10 protein-coding genes and 2 pseudogenes are annotated in these 16,738 nt (G+C 64.9%); 11 read left to right on the top strand and 1 reads right to left on the bottom strand.

Annotation, left to right across the window (positions count from 1 at the left end):
* The 11 genes and pseudogenes from ABT24_RS13530 to ABT24_RS13580 form a co-directional block, all read left to right on the top strand.
* Positions 1-257: pseudogene (locus tag ABT24_RS13530) on the top strand (transporter); the annotation flags it as partial.
* Positions 258-360: 103 nt separating this feature from the next.
* On the top strand, positions 361-609 hold the full coding sequence (locus tag ABT24_RS13535) for a hypothetical protein (RefSeq protein WP_013106337.1): 249 nt from the start codon (positions 361-363) through the stop codon (positions 607-609).
* A gap of 48 nt (positions 610-657) precedes the next feature.
* The gene (locus ABT24_RS13540; RefSeq protein WP_276730677.1) at positions 658-1,377 is read left to right on the top strand and encodes a DUF6969 family protein; all 720 of its coding nucleotides are present in this window, start codon (positions 658-660) and stop codon (positions 1,375-1,377) included.
* 65 nt (positions 1,378-1,442) lie between these two features.
* Positions 1,443-2,429: a sulfurtransferase gene (locus ABT24_RS13545; protein WP_013123659.1), complete on the top strand. Its 987-nt coding sequence runs from the start codon at positions 1,443-1,445 to the stop codon at positions 2,427-2,429.
* Positions 2,430-2,722: 293 nt separating this feature from the next.
* The gene (locus ABT24_RS13550; RefSeq protein ID WP_276730681.1) at positions 2,723-3,340 is read left to right on the top strand and encodes an XrtA/PEP-CTERM system exopolysaccharide export protein; all 618 of its coding nucleotides are present in this window, start codon (positions 2,723-2,725) and stop codon (positions 3,338-3,340) included.
* Between the two features lie 41 nt (positions 3,341-3,381).
* Positions 3,382-5,040, top strand: a complete 1,659-nt coding sequence (locus ABT24_RS13555; RefSeq protein WP_276730684.1) for a TIGR03016 family PEP-CTERM system-associated outer membrane protein — start codon at positions 3,382-3,384, stop codon at positions 5,038-5,040.
* Between the two features lie 9 nt (positions 5,041-5,049).
* A complete protein-coding gene (locus tag ABT24_RS13560; protein WP_276730687.1) occupies positions 5,050-7,197 on the top strand; it encodes an XrtA/PEP-CTERM system-associated ATPase in 2,148 nt (715 codons plus the stop codon).
* A gap of 52 nt (positions 7,198-7,249) precedes the next feature.
* A complete protein-coding gene (locus ABT24_RS13565) occupies positions 7,250-8,857 on the top strand; it encodes an XrtA system polysaccharide chain length determinant (RefSeq protein ID WP_276730688.1) in 1,608 nt (535 codons plus the stop codon).
* 9 nt (positions 8,858-8,866) lie between these two features.
* Entirely contained in the window at positions 8,867-9,817 is a 951-nt protein-coding gene (locus ABT24_RS13570) for an XrtA-associated tyrosine autokinase (protein ID WP_276730691.1), read from the top strand.
* 229 nt (positions 9,818-10,046) lie between these two features.
* Complete coding sequence (locus tag ABT24_RS13575; RefSeq protein ID WP_286738044.1) at positions 10,047-15,083, top strand: polyketide synthase; 5,037 nt, start codon at positions 10,047-10,049, stop codon at positions 15,081-15,083.
* A gap of 38 nt (positions 15,084-15,121) precedes the next feature.
* Positions 15,122-15,301, top strand: a pseudogene (locus tag ABT24_RS13580) (acyl carrier protein); the annotation flags it as partial.
* A 106-nt stretch (positions 15,302-15,407) separates the two neighbouring features.
* Here the strand turns inward: ABT24_RS13580 and ABT24_RS13585 are convergent.
* The gene (locus ABT24_RS13585) at positions 15,408-16,304 is read right to left on the bottom strand and encodes a hypothetical protein (protein ID WP_286738045.1); all 897 of its coding nucleotides are present in this window, start codon (positions 16,302-16,304) and stop codon (positions 15,408-15,410) included.
* Between the last annotated feature and the right edge of the window lie 434 nt (positions 16,305-16,738).

The following is a 16,738-nucleotide window of genomic DNA, read 5'->3' on the forward strand; positions in this document are numbered from 1 at the left end:
GCTTGATTTTTCTGCTGGGCATCGGCATCGGCACCCTGGGTTTCAACTCCGTGTTCAGTTCTATCGAGGGCTGGGCCTGGAAGCAGGTCGGCCCAGATGGACTGACCTTGCCGCAGTTACTGCACCTTCCTGCCTGGGCTGTCTGGGGTCTGCTGTTCGCCGTGCTCGTAGTTGTGGGCTACCTCACCCGAACCAATGCCTCTGCGCGCAAGACCAGCAACAAATCTTCCGGCTCGTTTGCACCGCAAAACAGCTAAATCGCATTGCGCTGTCAGCGCACGGCCCTGCACACACGTTGATAGTCCGCAGGGCCGCAAGCAGTTGCCCTGGATTTTTTCAACCACTCATCAGGAGTTCCACATGGCTAAAGCCCGCATCAAACTCTCGCAAGCTCTTCCCGCCCTGGCCCTTGCTGCGGCTGTAATCGCGCCCATGCCGCAGGCCCTGTCTAGCCTGTCCGCCACCGGCGTTGCACAGGCTGCGAGCAATCCCTGCGCACCAAGCAATCCTTGCGCTCCGTCCAAGAAGATGGACAAAAAAATGGAAAAGAAGAGCAGCAATCCTTGCGCTCCTTCCAAGAGTAGCAATCCTTGCGCTCCGTCCAAATAAGCTGACTTGAACACATGGCGCAGTCTCTGCACTGCGTCATGTTTATCCATGCTCCAGTCCTCTTCCCTGTTGTCTGGCCACGCGCCCAAAGGTCGACGCTTTACCGCCGATCTTTTGCGCGCATTGCCTCCGCAAGAGCGAAGCGATCTGTATGCCTACGGTCTCAAGGCGCTTGAAGCCACGCAGTCGCTGCTGCAACAGGGCAAAACGGTGATCTCCGAAATCATTGGGAATGCCGCGTATGTCGAGTGGGAGCACTATCCGCAGCGCGATGCAAAAAGCCGCACCGGGGCTTTGTTTTATTACCACGCCCATGCAGCGAGCCAACGAATGTCGGCAGAGCATGGTCATTTCCATGTCTTTGCTCCCAACGACCGTGCCGAGTGCCCGTCCGACCAGCGCTACACACATATCGCGGGCTTGTCGGTCGATGCGCGTGGCATGCCATTGCGCGTATTCACGACCAACCAATGGGTCACGGCCGAATGCTGGGAAGATGCCGAGCGCGTCTGCACCCTGGCGCGCCAGACCACGCTCAAAGATGCCAAGCCGCACAGGGTCGGACAGTGGCTGGATGCCGTGTTCGCCTTTTTTCGACCGCAGATCGATCTGATCGCCCACATGCGCGACGCGCGCGTCAAGGCGCTGCAGGCGCGGGGGCGCACCCAGTTGCTCGAAGACCGACGCACGCATATCCTGAGCCAGTGCCGTATTGATTTTTCGACGCAGATTTTTGCGTTGGAGGAGTTGGGCGGAGATGCGCCCTGAGTAGGTAGAGTCGGGCGGGTACACGCCCTGAAATGCAGTTACACCAATCCAAACGAGGAGCCAACATGAAACTGAAACACCTGATCGGCATGAGCATCATCGCTGTAGCCGCGGCGCAAACCGCCGGTGCAGCTACGCTGCCCGGCCCGCTGGTCACCCCCCAATGGCTGAATGCCAATAAAGACGCGGTCACCATTATCGACATCCGTGACGAGCCCAAGACCTTCACCGAAGCGCCGAAATTCGAGGTCGATCCCAAGACCAAGGTCAAGACCCTGGTGAAAACCGGCGGGCACATCGAAGGCGCCATTCCGGTGGACTTCGGCAAGATCCGCCAGGAACGCACGGTGGACGGTGTCAAGATCAAGGCCCAGCTGCCGACCGCCGAGTACTTCACCAAGGTCATGGACGACTCGGGCCTGAACAAGACCGACAAGCCCATCGTGATCGTGCCCACCGGCGAGAGCGTCGACTCCATGGACATGGCCACCCGCCTGTACTTCCAGCTGCGCTACTTCGGTGAGCCGCGCGACAAACTCGCCATCCTCAACGGCGGGGTCAACGCCTGGATTCAGGCCGGCTATCCCGTCTCGACCGACAAGGTAACGCCGACCAAGGGCGACTGGGCCGCCGGCGCTGAAGACAAGGCCATTCTGGCCTCGATGCAGCAAGTCAAGGAAGGTCTGCAAGGGGGCAAGGATCAGTTCATCGATGCCCGCCCGACTGCCCAGTTCCTGGGCATTGTGAAAAAGCCGATCAACAAGACCGCCGGTCACTTGCCGGGTGCGCGCTCCTTCCCGACTGACGCCATCGTCAAGCCGGTTGGCGCCGCACATGAATTCATGAGCGCCGACGATTACAAGAAGATCTACGCCGAGTTCAATATCCAGCCCGACGCGCAGACCATCACCTACTGCAACACCGGCCACCTGGCCTCTGGTGCCTGGTTCGTCTCCCACGAGATTCTGGGCAACAAGAACTCCAAGCTCTACACAGGCTCGATGATCGAGTGGACCAACCTCGGCAATCCGACGGTCGGCCTGCCACAGTAAATCAAAGCAGCAGCCAGCCGCCCTGTGCGGCTGTCATGACGACGCCCGGGCCTGTCCCGGGCGTCGTCGTTTTAATCCCCCGCGTTCGGGCAGGATAAACAGCTTGGTGGATTCGCCCCCTCTCAGCGCAGTGCGCCCATTCGAGGGGGATGCCCGTGATTCCCGAGGCAGACGTGAGATATTTCACAGGCAAACTCACCACAAAACCGATCAAATGAGGGCTTGAACCTCCTACACTGCCCATCCACAATTTCGTCGTTTTTATCCTTTCTCCGACATTACAGAGGTCGAGCATGTTGATCCGCAATTCCCGATTCAGTCTTTGGCGCATGGCCGCAGCCTCTATGGCAGCCCTCCTGCTTGGCGCCTGCGCCGCGAACAACTACCCGCCCGCGCCGGGAAAAATCACCCAGGGCGCCTATCACTACAAGGTGGGCGCTGGCGACACGCTCAATATCAACGTCTGGCGTAACCCAGATTTGTCTATGTCCATCCAGGTCCGTCCGGACGGCAAAATCTCCACTCCGCTGGCGCCCGACGTTCAGGCGGCCGGCAAGACGCCGGGCGAAATCGGCCAGGAAATCGAGGCGCGGCTGTCGAAGTATGTCCGCGATCCGGTGGTGTCCGTGGTCGTGACCGGGTTTCATGGACCGTACAGCCAGCAGATCCGTATCGTCGGTCAGGCCGTGCGCCCCATCGCCATTCCCTACCGCGAAAACATGACCTTGCTCGACGTAATGATCGCCGCCGGTGGCCTGACCGAGTTTGCCGATGGCAATGCCGCTGTGCTGGAGCGCCATGGCAAAACCTACAGCATCAAGCTGGGCAACCTGCTCAAGCGCGGTGAAATGTCGGCCAATGTCCCGGTGGAGCCGGGCGATGTCATCATCATCCCGCAGAGCATGTTCTGACCTTGACTCTGCTTTCATTCACCCCATCCGAATCCCGCCCCATGCAGACCTCTAGCCGCAAAGTCTTGTTCGCGCTGACCCCGCTGGCCTTCTGTCTTCTGCAGGCGGGATCGGCTTGTGCGCAGGCCATTCCCGGGCTCAATCTCGCCGCACCCGGCGGCGTGGCGCTGCCTCAGCAGCTCGAAGGCGGCGAAACGCAGGGTGGGCTGCTGACACCGCTGGGAACGGCCAGTGCACCGCTCCCAGCGCGCGGCAACTTCGTCCAGCCCTCTGTGGGCATGTCGGTCGTGCAGACCAGCAATGTCTATTTCGGCTCGAACAACCCCGCGCGCTCCGACACCATCTTCAGCATCACCCCGGGCATTGCGTTTCAAACCCTCGGGCCCGACTTGCGCACTTTCGGCAACTTTGCGCTCAATGCCCAGTATTACGCTCGCAGTAGCTACAGCAACACGGTCCTGCCCTCCGGCACTTTGGGCCTGAATGCCAGGCTGGTCGATCAATGGCTGTATTTCGATGCCGGCATCAACTCGCAACAAAACGCGTTGCTCACCATCCCGGCCCAATCCACCGGCACCGCAACCTACACCACCACCCAATACAGCCTCAGCCCATACATCGACCATCGTTTCAACGATGATCTCCGGTTGCAGGCGCGCAGCGAAAACGTCTGGACCCGCATCAGCGGCAATCAAACCGGCGCCGCTTTGAGCAACGGTCGCTATGGGAAGCAGAGCATCCGCCTGGATCGACGTCCCACCCCCCTGGGCTGGGGCCTTGATGCCAAGCAAGAAGAAACGGTTTACACCGACAGCGGATCGCTTGCCGTGCGTGACGAAATCGCGCGTGCCCGGGTTCTTTATGCCTTCACGCCGCATTTCGAAGGCGGACTGATTGGCGGCTATGAGCATTACTCCACGGGCTATGCAAGCCTGGGGCACAGCATCTACGGCGCGCAGCTCAACTGGCGACCCAATGTCTTCACCCGCTTCGACGGCGTGGTGGAGCGGCGGTTTTTCGGCACGGGCTGGGATATCAGCGCCTCGCAGCAGATTCAGCGCCTGAGTCTGCGCCTGAACTGGAACCGGGCGCCCTCGTCCTACCTCGCTTCGCTGCAGACCATTCCGTCGGGGGTGAGTTTGTCCACCCTGCTGGGTGGCATGCTCGCCTCGCAGTACCCCGACCCTGCCGCTCGTGCGCAGGCGGTGCAAAACCTGCTGGCCGTCACCGGTCTGCCCGCCACCCTGCCCAACGCTGTCAACTATTACACCCAGTCTGCCACCCTGCAAGACACCCTGACCTTGACCGGAGTCTTGCTCGCGCAGCGCAACAGTTACACCGTCTCGGTGTTTCACACCAAAACGCAAGACCTGATCCTGCCCGGCTCACCCCCTTTGAACAATCTGCTGCTTGCCTCGGCTGACTATATTCAAAACGGTATCGGCCTGAGCTACGGACGGCGCCTCACCCCGGTGATGAGTCTGAACGTCGGCCTGCTGCGTGCTTTGAGCACAGGGTTTGGTCCCAATGAAGGGGTCAGCACCCGCCAGACCACATTCATCGTGCAACTCAGTCGGCGCCTTTCCCCGCAGACCATCCTGGTTCTCGGCGCACGCAGGCAACTGCTCGATACCGCCAATAGCGGCATCCTCAGCGCAAACGAATCGGCGGTTTACGCCGGTGTCACCCATCAGTTCTGAATCAGGCTCATGTACGCAGCGCACTTCGGCCTGAGCGCCCCGCCCTTCCAGCTCAACCCAGACCCCAGCTTTCTGTTCGAGAGCAAGGGACACAACTACGCCCACCAATATCTGCGCTTTGGCGCCATGCAGGGCGAAGGGTTCATCATCGTCACCGGAGAGATCGGCGCGGGCAAAACCACCCTGGTGCGCGCGCTTCTCAATGAGCTTGATCCGACCAAGGTCGCCGCGGCCCAGATCGTCAGCACCCAACTCGAAGCCGAAGATTTGCTGCGCGCGGTGGCCAACGCCTTTGGCGTGCCGTCCAAAAATGCGTCCAAGGCCGAGTTGCTGGCCACGCTCGAAGCGCATTTCACCACCCTGATGCTGCAGAACCGTCGTGCCCTGCTGGTCATCGACGAAGCGCAGAACCTGAATGCGGCGGCCATTGAAGAGTTGCGCATGCTGTCCAACTTTCAGTATGGCAACCGCGCGCTGCTGCAAAGCTATCTCGTCGGGCAACCTGAACTGCGCGAGGTGCTGCGCGCACCCAATCTGGAGCAACTGCGTCAGCGCATCATCGCCAGTTGTCACATCGGCCCGATGGACTCGGACGAAACCCGCGCCTACATCATCCACCGCCTCAAGCGAGTCGGCTGGACGGGGCGGCCGCAATTCGATGATGCCGCTTTCGCCTCGGTACACGACTGGACGGGCGGGCTGCCGCGGCGTATCAATATGTTGTGCAATCGTCTGCTGCTCTCGGCCTTTCTCGACAACACCGACCAGATCGACGCTGCGCGCGTCGACACCGTGGCCCGCGAAATTCGCGAGGAGATCGGCGGCCTGCTGCGCCCTGCCGATCCAACCGAACCGCAGGCCCCCACCATCACCGCGCCGGTACAGCGAACCGCTCCCGCCGCACCTGAGCCGCCCATCCAGACGGACGCTGCTTCGAGTCTGCCCGTTTTGCGCGATGTCGCCGAAGCCCTCACCCGCGCACCTGCGCCACCCAAACCGGGCGAACCCGGCCCGCTGCTGTGCATCGCCCAAACCCTGCAAGATCGCATCGCCCTGCACCCGCTGATGCAAAAGATGCGGGCCTATTCCGGCTTGCCCCAACCCGTGCTGGTCGGGCTGGAACAACTGTCTTCTTCCGCCATCGCCAACGACCCGGCACTGGCCGAAATCGATCTCGCCCTGCTGCCTGACGCGCAGGATGAGCGGCCCAGTCTTGCGGTCTGGGTGAATTGGCTCGATCAGATTTTCACCACCTACCGACCCGCCGCGGTGCTCACGTTCGCAGACAGCGATGCCGCCCTTGCGGCCGGCCTGATGGCCCAGCGCCAAAAGATCTCGCACGCGCATATCGAGTCCGGCCTGCGTCATGGCCAGCGTGCCGATACGCAAGAAATCGACCGCATCGTCATTGATCAACTGACCGATCTGCATCTGACCCTGGGGACGGGCTGCGCCGATACGCTGACGCATGACGGCATCCCTCCCGCATCCATCCGCGTGGTGGGCAACCTGCGGATCGATGCCGTCGTGCAGGGCCTGGCCAGTGCACCAGACCCCAAGCTGTTCGCCACGGAAATCGGGGTGCCCAAGACCTATCTCTCCAACCCCCAGGGCTATGCGCTGCTACTGCTCGAAGACGCTGAATGGGCGACTTCGCGCGACAAGATGATCGACATGCTGGCCAACGCCAAGCGCCTGAGCCGCATCCTTCCTGTCATCTGGCCGATGCCGACCGCCCTGCACAGCCGCCTGCTGCAATACGGTTTGAGCAACTCCCTGCGAGGTTCGCGCGTGGCCTGCGTGCCCGAACAGCCTTTCGGGCAGACGCTGGCCCTGCTCAGCAAGGCCACCTGCCTGTTGACAGACCGCGCCAATCTGCAGGATGCCAGCTCCTATCTCGCCATCCCCTGCCTGACCCTGCAAGACTACTGCGCCCGCACCCAAACCCTCAAGCAGGGCAGCAACCAGCTCGTCGGACGAGATTTTCGTCGCATCTTCCAGGCCATGGGTGACATTCTGGAAGGCGACAAAAAAGCCCGTCCCAACCCGTTCGAGGACGATGGCAAAGCCTCCGAGCGCATCGCTCAGGCGCTTGAAACCTGGCTGATGACACAGTGGGAAAACCAGGTGCTCGAAACCCTGGAGACCCAGGCATAACGCACATGACGCCACGAGTCCACAGCTGCACCTCACTCTGAAAAGCTACATCATGAACGATTTACTACGTCCCCTGTTCAACCTCCTGCCCGGCATGTGGGACAGGCGCTGGGTCGGACTGCTCACCGCGTGGGTCATCATGGCGCTGGGCGGTATCGGCGTGGCCATGTTCCACGAGCGGTATATGGCGTCAGCGCGCGTTTATGTGGACACGCAAACCCTGCTCAAACCGCTGATGCAAGGCCTGACCGTGCAGCCCAATATCGACGATCAGGTCGCCATGGTGGCCCGCACCTTGCTCGCCCGCCCCAATCTGGAGCGGCTGGTGCGTGAAAAGCATCTCGCGGTCGATGACGGTCAGCCCGAATCGGTCAACCGCACCGTCGATCAACTTCTCAAGAGCATCAAGCTCGGCATCAACGCGCGGGAGAATCTCTACAGCGTCAGCTACGTCAACAGCGATCCGCAGGTTGCGCTCGGCGTCGTCAAAGATCTGGTGAACATGTTCCTCACCTCGGGCATTGGCGGCAAGCAGCAAGACACCCAGCAGGCGCTCAACTTTCTCGATACCCAGGTCGCCGACTATGGCCGCCAGCTCAGTGCCGCCGAACAAAAGCTCAAAGACTTCAAGACCCAGCATCCCGGCTATTCCGGTGCGGCGAACGTCGACTACTACACCCGAGTCAACCAGGCCTCCGACCAACTCTCCCAGCTTCAGGGCCAGCTCAGTGCCGCGATTGCCGCGCGCAATGCCATCAGCGGCCAGATGCGCGGGGAATCTCCCACCATCAGCGTGACATCGCCCTATATGGCAGCCGCCGCTGGCCCCGCGGCGCCCGGCGTTCCTGCGTCCGTGCTCGATGTGGACCGGCGCATTCAGGAGCAGCGCGCGCGGCTCGACGATCTGTTGCAGCGCTACACCAACGACTATCCCGATGTCATTTCGGCGCGCCAAACCCTGGCCCGGCTGGAAGCGGAAAGAAAATCACGCTTGAAGGCCGCCGCGGAACATCCCGCGCAAGCCGCTGAACAAGCGCCGATGGCTGCCAACACCATCAGCACCGCCAACCCGGCCTACCAGCAGCTGCGCGTGCAGGTCGCACAGGCCGACGCCAACGTGGCCTCGCTTCAAGCCCAGGTGGGCGAGGCTCAGGCACGGTTGGCCGAGCTGCGCAGTCAGGCCAACAAAATGCCCGCGCTCGACCAGCAATATGCCGAACTCATGCGCGGCTACGACGTCATTCGCAAGAGCTACGACGATCTGGTGGCGCGACGTCAGTCTGCCGGGCTGACGCAAAGCGTCGATGCCTCCTCGCAGCTTGCCGTGTTCCGCGTGGTCGATCCCCCGCGTGTGGAGCAGCGTCCGCTGTTCCCGAGCAAGCCCATGCTCATTGCTCTGCTGGTGTTTTTTGCACTGGCCTGCGGAGTGGCGGCAAGTTTCATCGTCTCGCAGATCATGCCGACCTATCACAGCCCGCGTCATCTGCGCGAAACCATCGACCGCCCCGTGCTCGGCAGCATCTCCCTGCTGAACTCGCCCGAAATTCTCAGCCACGACAAACGGAACAATATGAATCTCGCGCTGGGTATCGCCGGACTCGTGCTGATCGGGCTGCTCTGGGCCATCTGGGCCCATTTCACGCGGCAGCCCGGCGTTTAAGGAAACACCATGAGCACCATTGAACAAGCCGTCAAGCGTCTCGAGGAACTCCGCAGCGCCGGAGTCGATGTCCTCTGGAAGCCCGAATCCGCCGCTGAAGTCGCCCCAACTGCACCCTCGCCCTCACCTTTCGCAACCGCGCCCGCTGGCGCCGCGATTACGCAACCCCATACCGCCCCAACCCAGCCGACCGAGGCCGCCAAACACACGGCGAAGCCACAAGACATGGGCACGCGCTCGAAGCAGGTCGAGATCGACCTGAACAAGCTGGCGGCTCAGGGCTATATCGTGCCGCACGCCACCCGCTCGCTGCTGGTCGATGAGTTCCGCGTGGTCAAGCGGCCGCTGCTTGCCAACGTCACCGGGGCCGCCTCGGCCAAGATCGACCGGCCCAATCTCATCATGGTCACCAGTTCGCTGCCGGGCGAAGGCAAGACCTTCGTGGCGGCCAACCTCGCCATGAGCATCGCCGCCGAGCTGAACCACACGGTGCTGCTGGTCGACGCCGATCCTTCGCGCAGCAGCCTGCTCGAACGCCTGGGCATTCCCCCGGCGCAGGGTTTGATCGACAAACTGCTCAACCCCGAGCTAGATCTGTCCGATCTCATCCTCGCAACCAACGTGCCTAAGCTCGCCTTGCTGCCCGTGGGCACACCCAACGCGCAAGCCACCGAGCTGTTTGCCAGCGCCACCATGGACCTGCTGCTCGAAGAAATGGCGCACCGCTACCGCGACCGGGTCATCATTCTCGACGCACCGCCGCTACTGCCCTCCGCCGAAGCGCGCGCGCTGTCTTTGCACGCCGGGCAGATTCTTTTCGTCGTGCAGGCCGGACGCACCCATCAAGGCACGGTGCAGCAGTCACTCAGCCTGCTGCAAGATCATCCCATGGTCTTCACCCTGCTCAACCAGAGCCGCGGGCCAAAGGCCGGGTCGCCCTACGGGTACTACGCCTATTGATCTCTCGCGATATCCTGCACCGCGCCCCAAGGCTCGCTCAGGTCTTGGGGCGTTTTTTTGACCTTCTTTTTTGCCTTTCAGGTGGAAAATTCACGCCTACCGTGATTGATTTCTCGCCCTCCCCTGCTTGGGTACTAGGCAAGCGGGCTCTGGCGCAGTGCAATATCCTCCTATGGAAAAGCCTGTCGAACGGGGGGTTCGCGCAGCGTTTCCATTCTTGGTGGAAATCATGCACAGCCCTTCAAACAACGGCAGTCCTCATTCCCGGCTAGACGATTTGACGGCAATCGTCCCGGAATCGCTGCGCAAACCCTTTCGTCTCGATCTGCCAACACGGGGCGGCCTACCCTCTGAAATCGCGATGGCCGCAGCGGCCATCACACTGCAACGGCTGTGCGGCCCGGGCGCAGGTCTGCTGGTGCTGTCGCGGCAAGCCGCGCCCTTTCTCCTGGCCGCCTTGCCAGATGAGGCAGGCCTGCGCGTCATCGAGCGTGCGGGTGATGAACTCTCCGAGCGTTCCGCCCCACCAGTGCCGGAAGCGGTCGATCTGGTCTGGCTCGCTGATCCAGCCGCGGAAGGCGACGCGGCCAGCCGCCATCCCTCCGCACTCATTCTGACTCTCGAACCGCAACAGCACGCCCTGCAGATCCTCTCCTCCGGGCTTTACCCCGAAGAATTCGTCCGGTCGTTGCTCCACACCATCGACATCGTGGCGCGCGCTCTCCAAGCCGATCCGACCCAGCGCGTCGAGCAGATCGCGCTGCTCGACGACGACCAGTACGCCGAACTCCTGGCGCTTAACCCCGACTTCCGCGCAGCCCCCGCCAGCCCCAGCGTGCAGGCCCGCTTCAGCGAGATGCAAGCCCGGCACCCTGAGGCGACCGCCGTGCGCTGGCATGACGGGCAATGGAGCTACGCCCAACTCAACGCCCAAGCCCGGGCCGTGGCGGCCGCGCTGCAGACGCAGGGCGTGGCACCGGGCGATGTCGTCGCGCTCTGTCTTGATCGATCGCCAGTCGCCATCGCCTCGGTGCTCGGCATGCTGATGATCGGGGCCGTCTATCTGCCTATCGACCCGAAATTCCCCCCGGAGCGCGTGGCCTTCATGGTGCAAGACGCGGGAGCGCGGCTCGCCCTGGTCCAGCCCGATACCGCTGCGCTGTTTCCAGCCAAGCTACAGACCCTCGATCCCCAAGACCTGCTCGGCAACGCCAGCGCGCCGCAGCTGAGCGGCGACGTGCCGAGCGCGCCCGACGCGCTGGCCTATGTGATGTACACCTCCGGATCCACCGGAGAACCCAAGGGCATCACCATTGCGCACCGCGCCATCCTGCGCCTGGTGGTCGATGCCACGTTTATGCCGCTCGACGCCTCGACCGTCATGCTGCACGCCGCGCCGCTGGGTTTCGATGCCTCCACGCTCGAAATCTGGGGGCCTCTGCTCAATGGCGGCTGCTGCGTGCTGCATGACGAGTCCATTCCCACCGGCCCCGGCATCGCGCGCAGCATCGCGCGTCACGGGGTGCGCAGCGCCTGGCTGACGGCGGCGCTGTTCAACGCCATCGTCGATGACGATCCCCACTGGTTTACCGGTCTGAGCCACCTGCTCACCGGGGGTGAAGCCCTGTCGGTCGCCCACGTTCGCCGTGCGCTCGAAGCACTGCCGCAGACCGCCCTGATCAACGGTTATGGCCCCACCGAGTGCACCACTTTCACAGCCACCTATCGCATTCCGCATGCGCTGCCGCCCGACACCCTGACCATCCCCATCGGCCACCCCATCCAGGACACGCATGTGCTCATCCGCTCGGCCACCGGCGCGCTGCTGCCCCGGGGCATGGTGGGCGAGCTGTGCGTGGGTGGGCGTGGCGTCGCTCGGGGCTATCTCAACCGAGCCGAGCTGAGCGCCGAACGCTTCGTGACCGACCCGCTCGATGTCCAAGGCAAGCTCTATCGCACCGGCGATCTGGTTCGCTGGCGCTCGGATGGCGCGCTGGAGTTCATCGGCCGCGTCGATGGCCAGATCAAGATTCGCGGCTACCGCATCGAGCTCGGCGAAATCGAAGCCGCCCTGGCCGCGCAGCCCGGCGTGCAAGCCTGCGCGGTCGCCCTGCATACCGACCCCGCGCTCGGCCCGCAGCTGGTCGGCTATGTCGTCGCCCAGGGCGGCGCGCCGCTTGATCTCGGCACGGTACGCCGCGCGCTCGCCGCCCGGCTGCCCGATTACATGACCCCCGCGCACCTGATCGCGCTCGCACGTCTGCCCGTCACCCTCAACGGCAAGCTCGATCGCAAAGCCCTGCCCGCGCCGACGCGCGCTGCCACGGCGGGTACTGCAGCCCCGGCGGAATCACCCGGGGTGACCCAAGAAGTTGCCACGGTCTTCGCCGAGGTGCTGGGTCTGGATCGCGTTAGCCCGTCGGACAATTTCTTCACCCTCGGCGGCAATTCCCTGCTGGTCCTGCGCGCCCTGACCGCGCTGCGCCAGCGTGGACACGGCGAACTCAGCGTGGCCGCGTTTTTCGGCGATCCGACGCCGCGCGGCATCGCCGCACACATCGGCGGACAGGTCGGCATCGCGGCCAACCGTCTCACCGCCGCCCACCGCAGTGAATCTCAGGACGAAACCCTGCGCGACGAGCCCATCGCCATCATCGGCATGGCCGGACGCTTCCCCGACGCGCCGACGGTGGAGGCCTTCTGGGACATGCTCGACGAAGGCCGCGAGGGCATCCGCTTTTTCCGCCCCGACGAACTCGACCCCGCCATTCCCGCCGCGCTGCGCGCCGATCCGGCCTACGTCGCCGCGCGCGGCGTGCTGCAGGGCGTGGCCGATTTCGATGCCGCCTTCTTCGGCATCAGCCCGCTCGAAGCCGAACTGATGGACCCGCAGCAACGCGTGTTCCTCGAGCTGTGCTGGGAATGCATGGAGCGCGCAGGCCATGTGCCGGGCCAGACCGCCACGCCCGTGGGCGTGTTTGCCGGCATGTACAACGCCACCTATTTTCAGCGCCATGTCAGCGCCCATCCCGACAAGGTGCAACGCCTGGGCGAGTTCCAGGTCATGCTCGCTAACGAGAAGGACTACATCGCCACCCGCACCGCCAACCGGCTCGATCTCACCGGCCCGGCGGTCAGCGTGCATACCGGCTGCTCCACCTCGCTGGTGGCCATCGGCCAGGCGGTGGACAGCCTGCACAGCGGGCAGTGCGGCATGGCGCTTGCCGGCGGCAGCTCCATCACCTGCCCGCCCAACAGCGGCTATCTCTACCAAGAGGGCTCGATGCTCTCGCCCGACGGCCATACCCGTACCTTCGACGCGCAGGCGCAGGGCACGGTGTTTTCCGACGGCGCCGCCGTGGTGCTGCTCAAACCCCTGAGCGCAGCCCTGGCCGATGGCGACACCATCCACGCCCTGATCCGCAGCGTCGCCATCAACAATGACGGCGGCGGCAAGGCCAGCTTCACCGCGCCCAGCGTGGATGGGCAGGCTGCAGTAGCCGCTTCCGCGCTGGCCGCTGCCAACGTGCAACCCGAAGACATCAGCTACATCGAGACGCACGGCACCGCCACCCCGCTGGGCGACCCGGTGGAGGTGCAGGCCCTCACCCGGGCCTTCCGCCAGTCCACCAAGCGCACACAGTTCTGCCGCATCGGCTCCGGAAAGAGCAATGTCGGCCATACCGTCATCGCCGCCGGCGCCACCGGGGTCATCAAGACCGCGCTGTCGCTGCAGCACGAGCGCATCCCGGCCACCCTGCATTTCCACACGCCCAACCCCAAACTGGGGCTGGAAGATTCTCCCTTCATCGTCAACGACCGCCTCACGCCGTGGCCGCGCGGCGCACAGCCGCGTCTGGCCGGAGTCAACAGTTCGGGCGTGGGCGGCACCAACGCCCACGCCATTCTGGAAGAAGCGCCGCTGCGCGCGCCCAGCAGCCCCGCACAAGGGCCGTTCATCCTGCGCCTGTCCGCTCGCAGCGAAGGCGCCCTCACCGCCTCCGCCGAGCAACTCGCCGCGCATCTCGCCACTCAGCGCGAAACCCCGCTGGGCGATTGCGCCTACACCCTGCGTGTGGGCCGCAAGACTTTTGCCCACCGTCTGATCGTGGTGGCCGACGACGCGGCCGACGCCGCCCGCGCCCTGCGCGATGCGCAAGCCCCGCTGAGCGCGCGGCGCAAAGCGCCCGCCGCGCCGCCGCCTCTGGCCCTGCTGTTTCCCGGTCAGGGCGCGCAATACGCGGCGATGGGCAGCGGCCTTTACGTCTCCCTGCCCGAGTTTCACGACGCGCTCGACGCCGCCCTTGCCGCGTTTGCGCCGCACACCAAGTTCGACCTCAAGGCGCTGCTGTTCGGCGGCGATGCGGCCGCGCTGCAGCCCACCGCCGTCACCCAGCCCGCCACCTTCTGCATCGAATACGCCCTGGCGCAATGGTGGTTGCAGCGCGGAGTGGAGCCCAGCGTACTCATCGGCCACTCCGTGGGCGAGTTCGTCGCCGCCGTGCTGGCGGGGGTGTTCTCGCTCGAAGACGCCGCCGCCCTGGTGGCCTTGCGCGGCCAGCTCATGCAGGCCCAGCCGCCAGGCGCCATGCTGTCGGTGCGGCTCTCGGCCAGCGCGCTGCAGCCCTATCTCACGGACGATCTCGACCTCGCCGGCGAAAACGGCCCGCAGGCCAGCGTGGTGGCCGGTTCGTTCGAGGCCATCAGCCGCTTGCAGGCCCGGCTTGACGCCGAAGGCCTCGTCAGCCGTCCACTGCAGACCTCGCACGCTTTCCACTCCGCCAGCAGCGCGTCATCATCTCCACCCGTACCGGTCAGACCCTCAGCGCCGAACAGGCCACCGACCCCGTTTACTGGGCAAGGCATCTGCGCGAAACCGTGCGCTTCTCCAGCGCAGTGCAGACGGCGCTGGGCACCCAGCCCGACCTGGTCTGCATCGAGTGCGGCCCGCGCGGTTCGCTCAGCACCCTGGTGCGCCAGCACGCACGCGCAGGCCAGGCCGCGCCCATCGCCCTGCCCAGCCTGCACGACGCCGCCGCCAGCGAACTGCACCAACTCGCCAGCGCGGTCGGCCAGCTCTGGACGCTGGGGCACGACATCCCCTGGTTCGATGCCGCGGAAAAGCGCCAGCGCATTCTCCTGCCCACCTACCCCTTCGAGCGCAAGCGCTACTGGCTGGACGCCGCCGTGGCGCCCCAAACCAGCTCGCAGCCCAGCGCGCAACCCGCCCCCCAGCCCGCCGCATCGCCTGCCAGTGCTGCCATAGTTTCCGCCCCTTCCCTTCCCATTCCGACGACCGCCGCCATGACCCAAGCCGCCTCTCGCCTGCCGACGCTCATCTCCCGCCTCAACGCCCTGTTCGAAGACAGCTCGGGCGTCGAGCTGGCCGATACCGACCCGACCGCCGCCTTCGTCGAACTGGGGCTCGATTCGCTCACCCTCACCCAGGCTGCGCTGCAGATCAAAAAAGACTTCCGCCTGCCCATCACTTTCCGCGACCTGATGGAGCGCTACCGCAGCGTCGACGCCTTGGCCCGTCACATCGACAGCCAGCTCCCGCCCGAAGTGGCCCAACCCGCTGCCCAACCCGCTACTCAGCCCGCCACTCAGCCCGCAATCGCGCCCCAAGCCGCGCCGCAAGCCCCGCGCCGTCGGCCGCCGGCTGGGAGGAGAGGCCGGCGCCGGCCGCCCGGATCGCGGCCGCGTTGTCGTAGCAGACCTCCGTCCGCAGCAGGTCGGCCCGCTTGGCGTAGAACTTCATGCGGGTGGGCGCATCCGCCACGTCACCCTGCCACGTCACCGTCACGAAGTTGCCGTCTCTCTCGGTGTCGGGGGCGGCGGCGTAGTGCCGCACCCGGCCCACCCGGGTCCACGGGTTCGACCCTCCGGCAAGGGCGTGGGCGAGCTTCGGCGCATCGTCTCGCCACAGGTCCCGGCACAGCTCGGCCTGGCGCGGCGAGAGCCTCGCCCGGGCGGGCGAGCCGGCTGCGCGCGCCACCGCCGCCAGGAAGGCGTCGACCAGGTCGGAGACGGTCAGCAGCTGCAGGCCGAGGAGCAGCGGGCGGTCCTCCTCGGGCGGCCCGACGACGTTGCCGCCGCCCCCACCGAGGCCCGGGCCGCCGACCGGGGTGACCTGCGACCGCAGGAACTCCAGGGGGTTCAGCCGCAGCACGCTGGCGCTGATCGCCCTGACGCCGCTCTTCTTGGCAGCCGAGAGTTTCAGCCTCCCGGACAGGACCAGGTCGGCGTCGGACCGCGGGCAGCGCCACGCGAACGCCACGTCGGCCCACCCCGGCTTGGCCCGCGCGTTGACGCCCTCCGCGACGAGGCCGGCGAGCAAAGCCGGGATGTCACCTGCGGCGAGCCCTGGGACGTCAATCTGGCAGGTGACCTCGAGGAGGTCGAACAGGGCGTCGGCTGCGGGGCCCAGGCCGGGCACCCCGGCGAGAGGGCTGTCGGGGCGTCTGGGCGGCGTGGGTGGGGGCATGGCTTCGGCTCCGGGCTGGCGAGGCCAACACATGCCACGACGGCGCAAGTACAAGAAATCTGGGATTGCTGCTCGAGGCTGCCCCTTGTTAGGGAGCGTGTGATCACAGGCGATTGCGACACTCACGGCGTGCTCAGCGGCCGACATGCAGTTTGGCAAAGAGGGGGGAAGTCGAGGTTTCGCACCACCTGCGTAGGAACGGGCCGCGAATCCTCACCATCCTCACCCTGGCCGTTCGCGGTGAGGCGGGGGAGGATGGTGAGGAATTTCGGTGCGTGCGATTGGGGCCGACCACGCACACCACGGCGGGGGATAACAAGCGCCCAGCAGGCGATGCTGCCGCCGGCGGGGGCTGATCTACCGCGCGGCGCGCTTGGGCCGAACCGCGGCGAGCCGGCGGGCGGATCGATTTCCACCCGGCGCTGCGGCCGCCG

This window comes from Thiomonas sp. SCN 64-16 (assembly GCF_001725585.1).
Classification (GTDB): Bacteria; Pseudomonadota; Gammaproteobacteria; order Burkholderiales; family Burkholderiaceae_C; genus Thiomonas; species Thiomonas arsenitoxydans.

Bases quoted from the DNA above. Each gene is read 5' to 3' on its own strand.
- ABT24_RS13535 (WP_013106337.1), top strand. From the start codon at position 361: ATGGCTAAAGCCCGCATCAAACTCTCGCAAGCTCTTCCCGCCCTGGCC.
- ABT24_RS13540 (WP_276730677.1), top strand. From the start codon at position 658: ATGCTCCAGTCCTCTTCCCTGTTGTCTGGCCACGCGCCCAAAGGTCGA.
- ABT24_RS13545 (WP_013123659.1), top strand. From the start codon at position 1,443: ATGAAACTGAAACACCTGATCGGCATGAGCATCATCGCTGTAGCCGCG.
- ABT24_RS13550 (WP_276730681.1), top strand. From the start codon at position 2,723: ATGTTGATCCGCAATTCCCGATTCAGTCTTTGGCGCATGGCCGCAGCC.
- ABT24_RS13555 (WP_276730684.1), top strand. From the start codon at position 3,382: ATGCAGACCTCTAGCCGCAAAGTCTTGTTCGCGCTGACCCCGCTGGCC.
- ABT24_RS13560 (WP_276730687.1), top strand. From the start codon at position 5,050: ATGTACGCAGCGCACTTCGGCCTGAGCGCCCCGCCCTTCCAGCTCAAC.
- ABT24_RS13565 (WP_276730688.1), top strand. From the start codon at position 7,250: ATGAACGATTTACTACGTCCCCTGTTCAACCTCCTGCCCGGCATGTGG.
- ABT24_RS13570 (WP_276730691.1), top strand. From the start codon at position 8,867: ATGAGCACCATTGAACAAGCCGTCAAGCGTCTCGAGGAACTCCGCAGC.
- ABT24_RS13575 (WP_286738044.1), top strand. From the start codon at position 10,047: ATGCACAGCCCTTCAAACAACGGCAGTCCTCATTCCCGGCTAGACGAT.
- ABT24_RS13585 (WP_286738045.1), bottom strand. From the start codon at position 16,304: ATGCCCCCACCCACGCCGCCCAGACGCCCCGACAGCCCTCTCGCCGGG.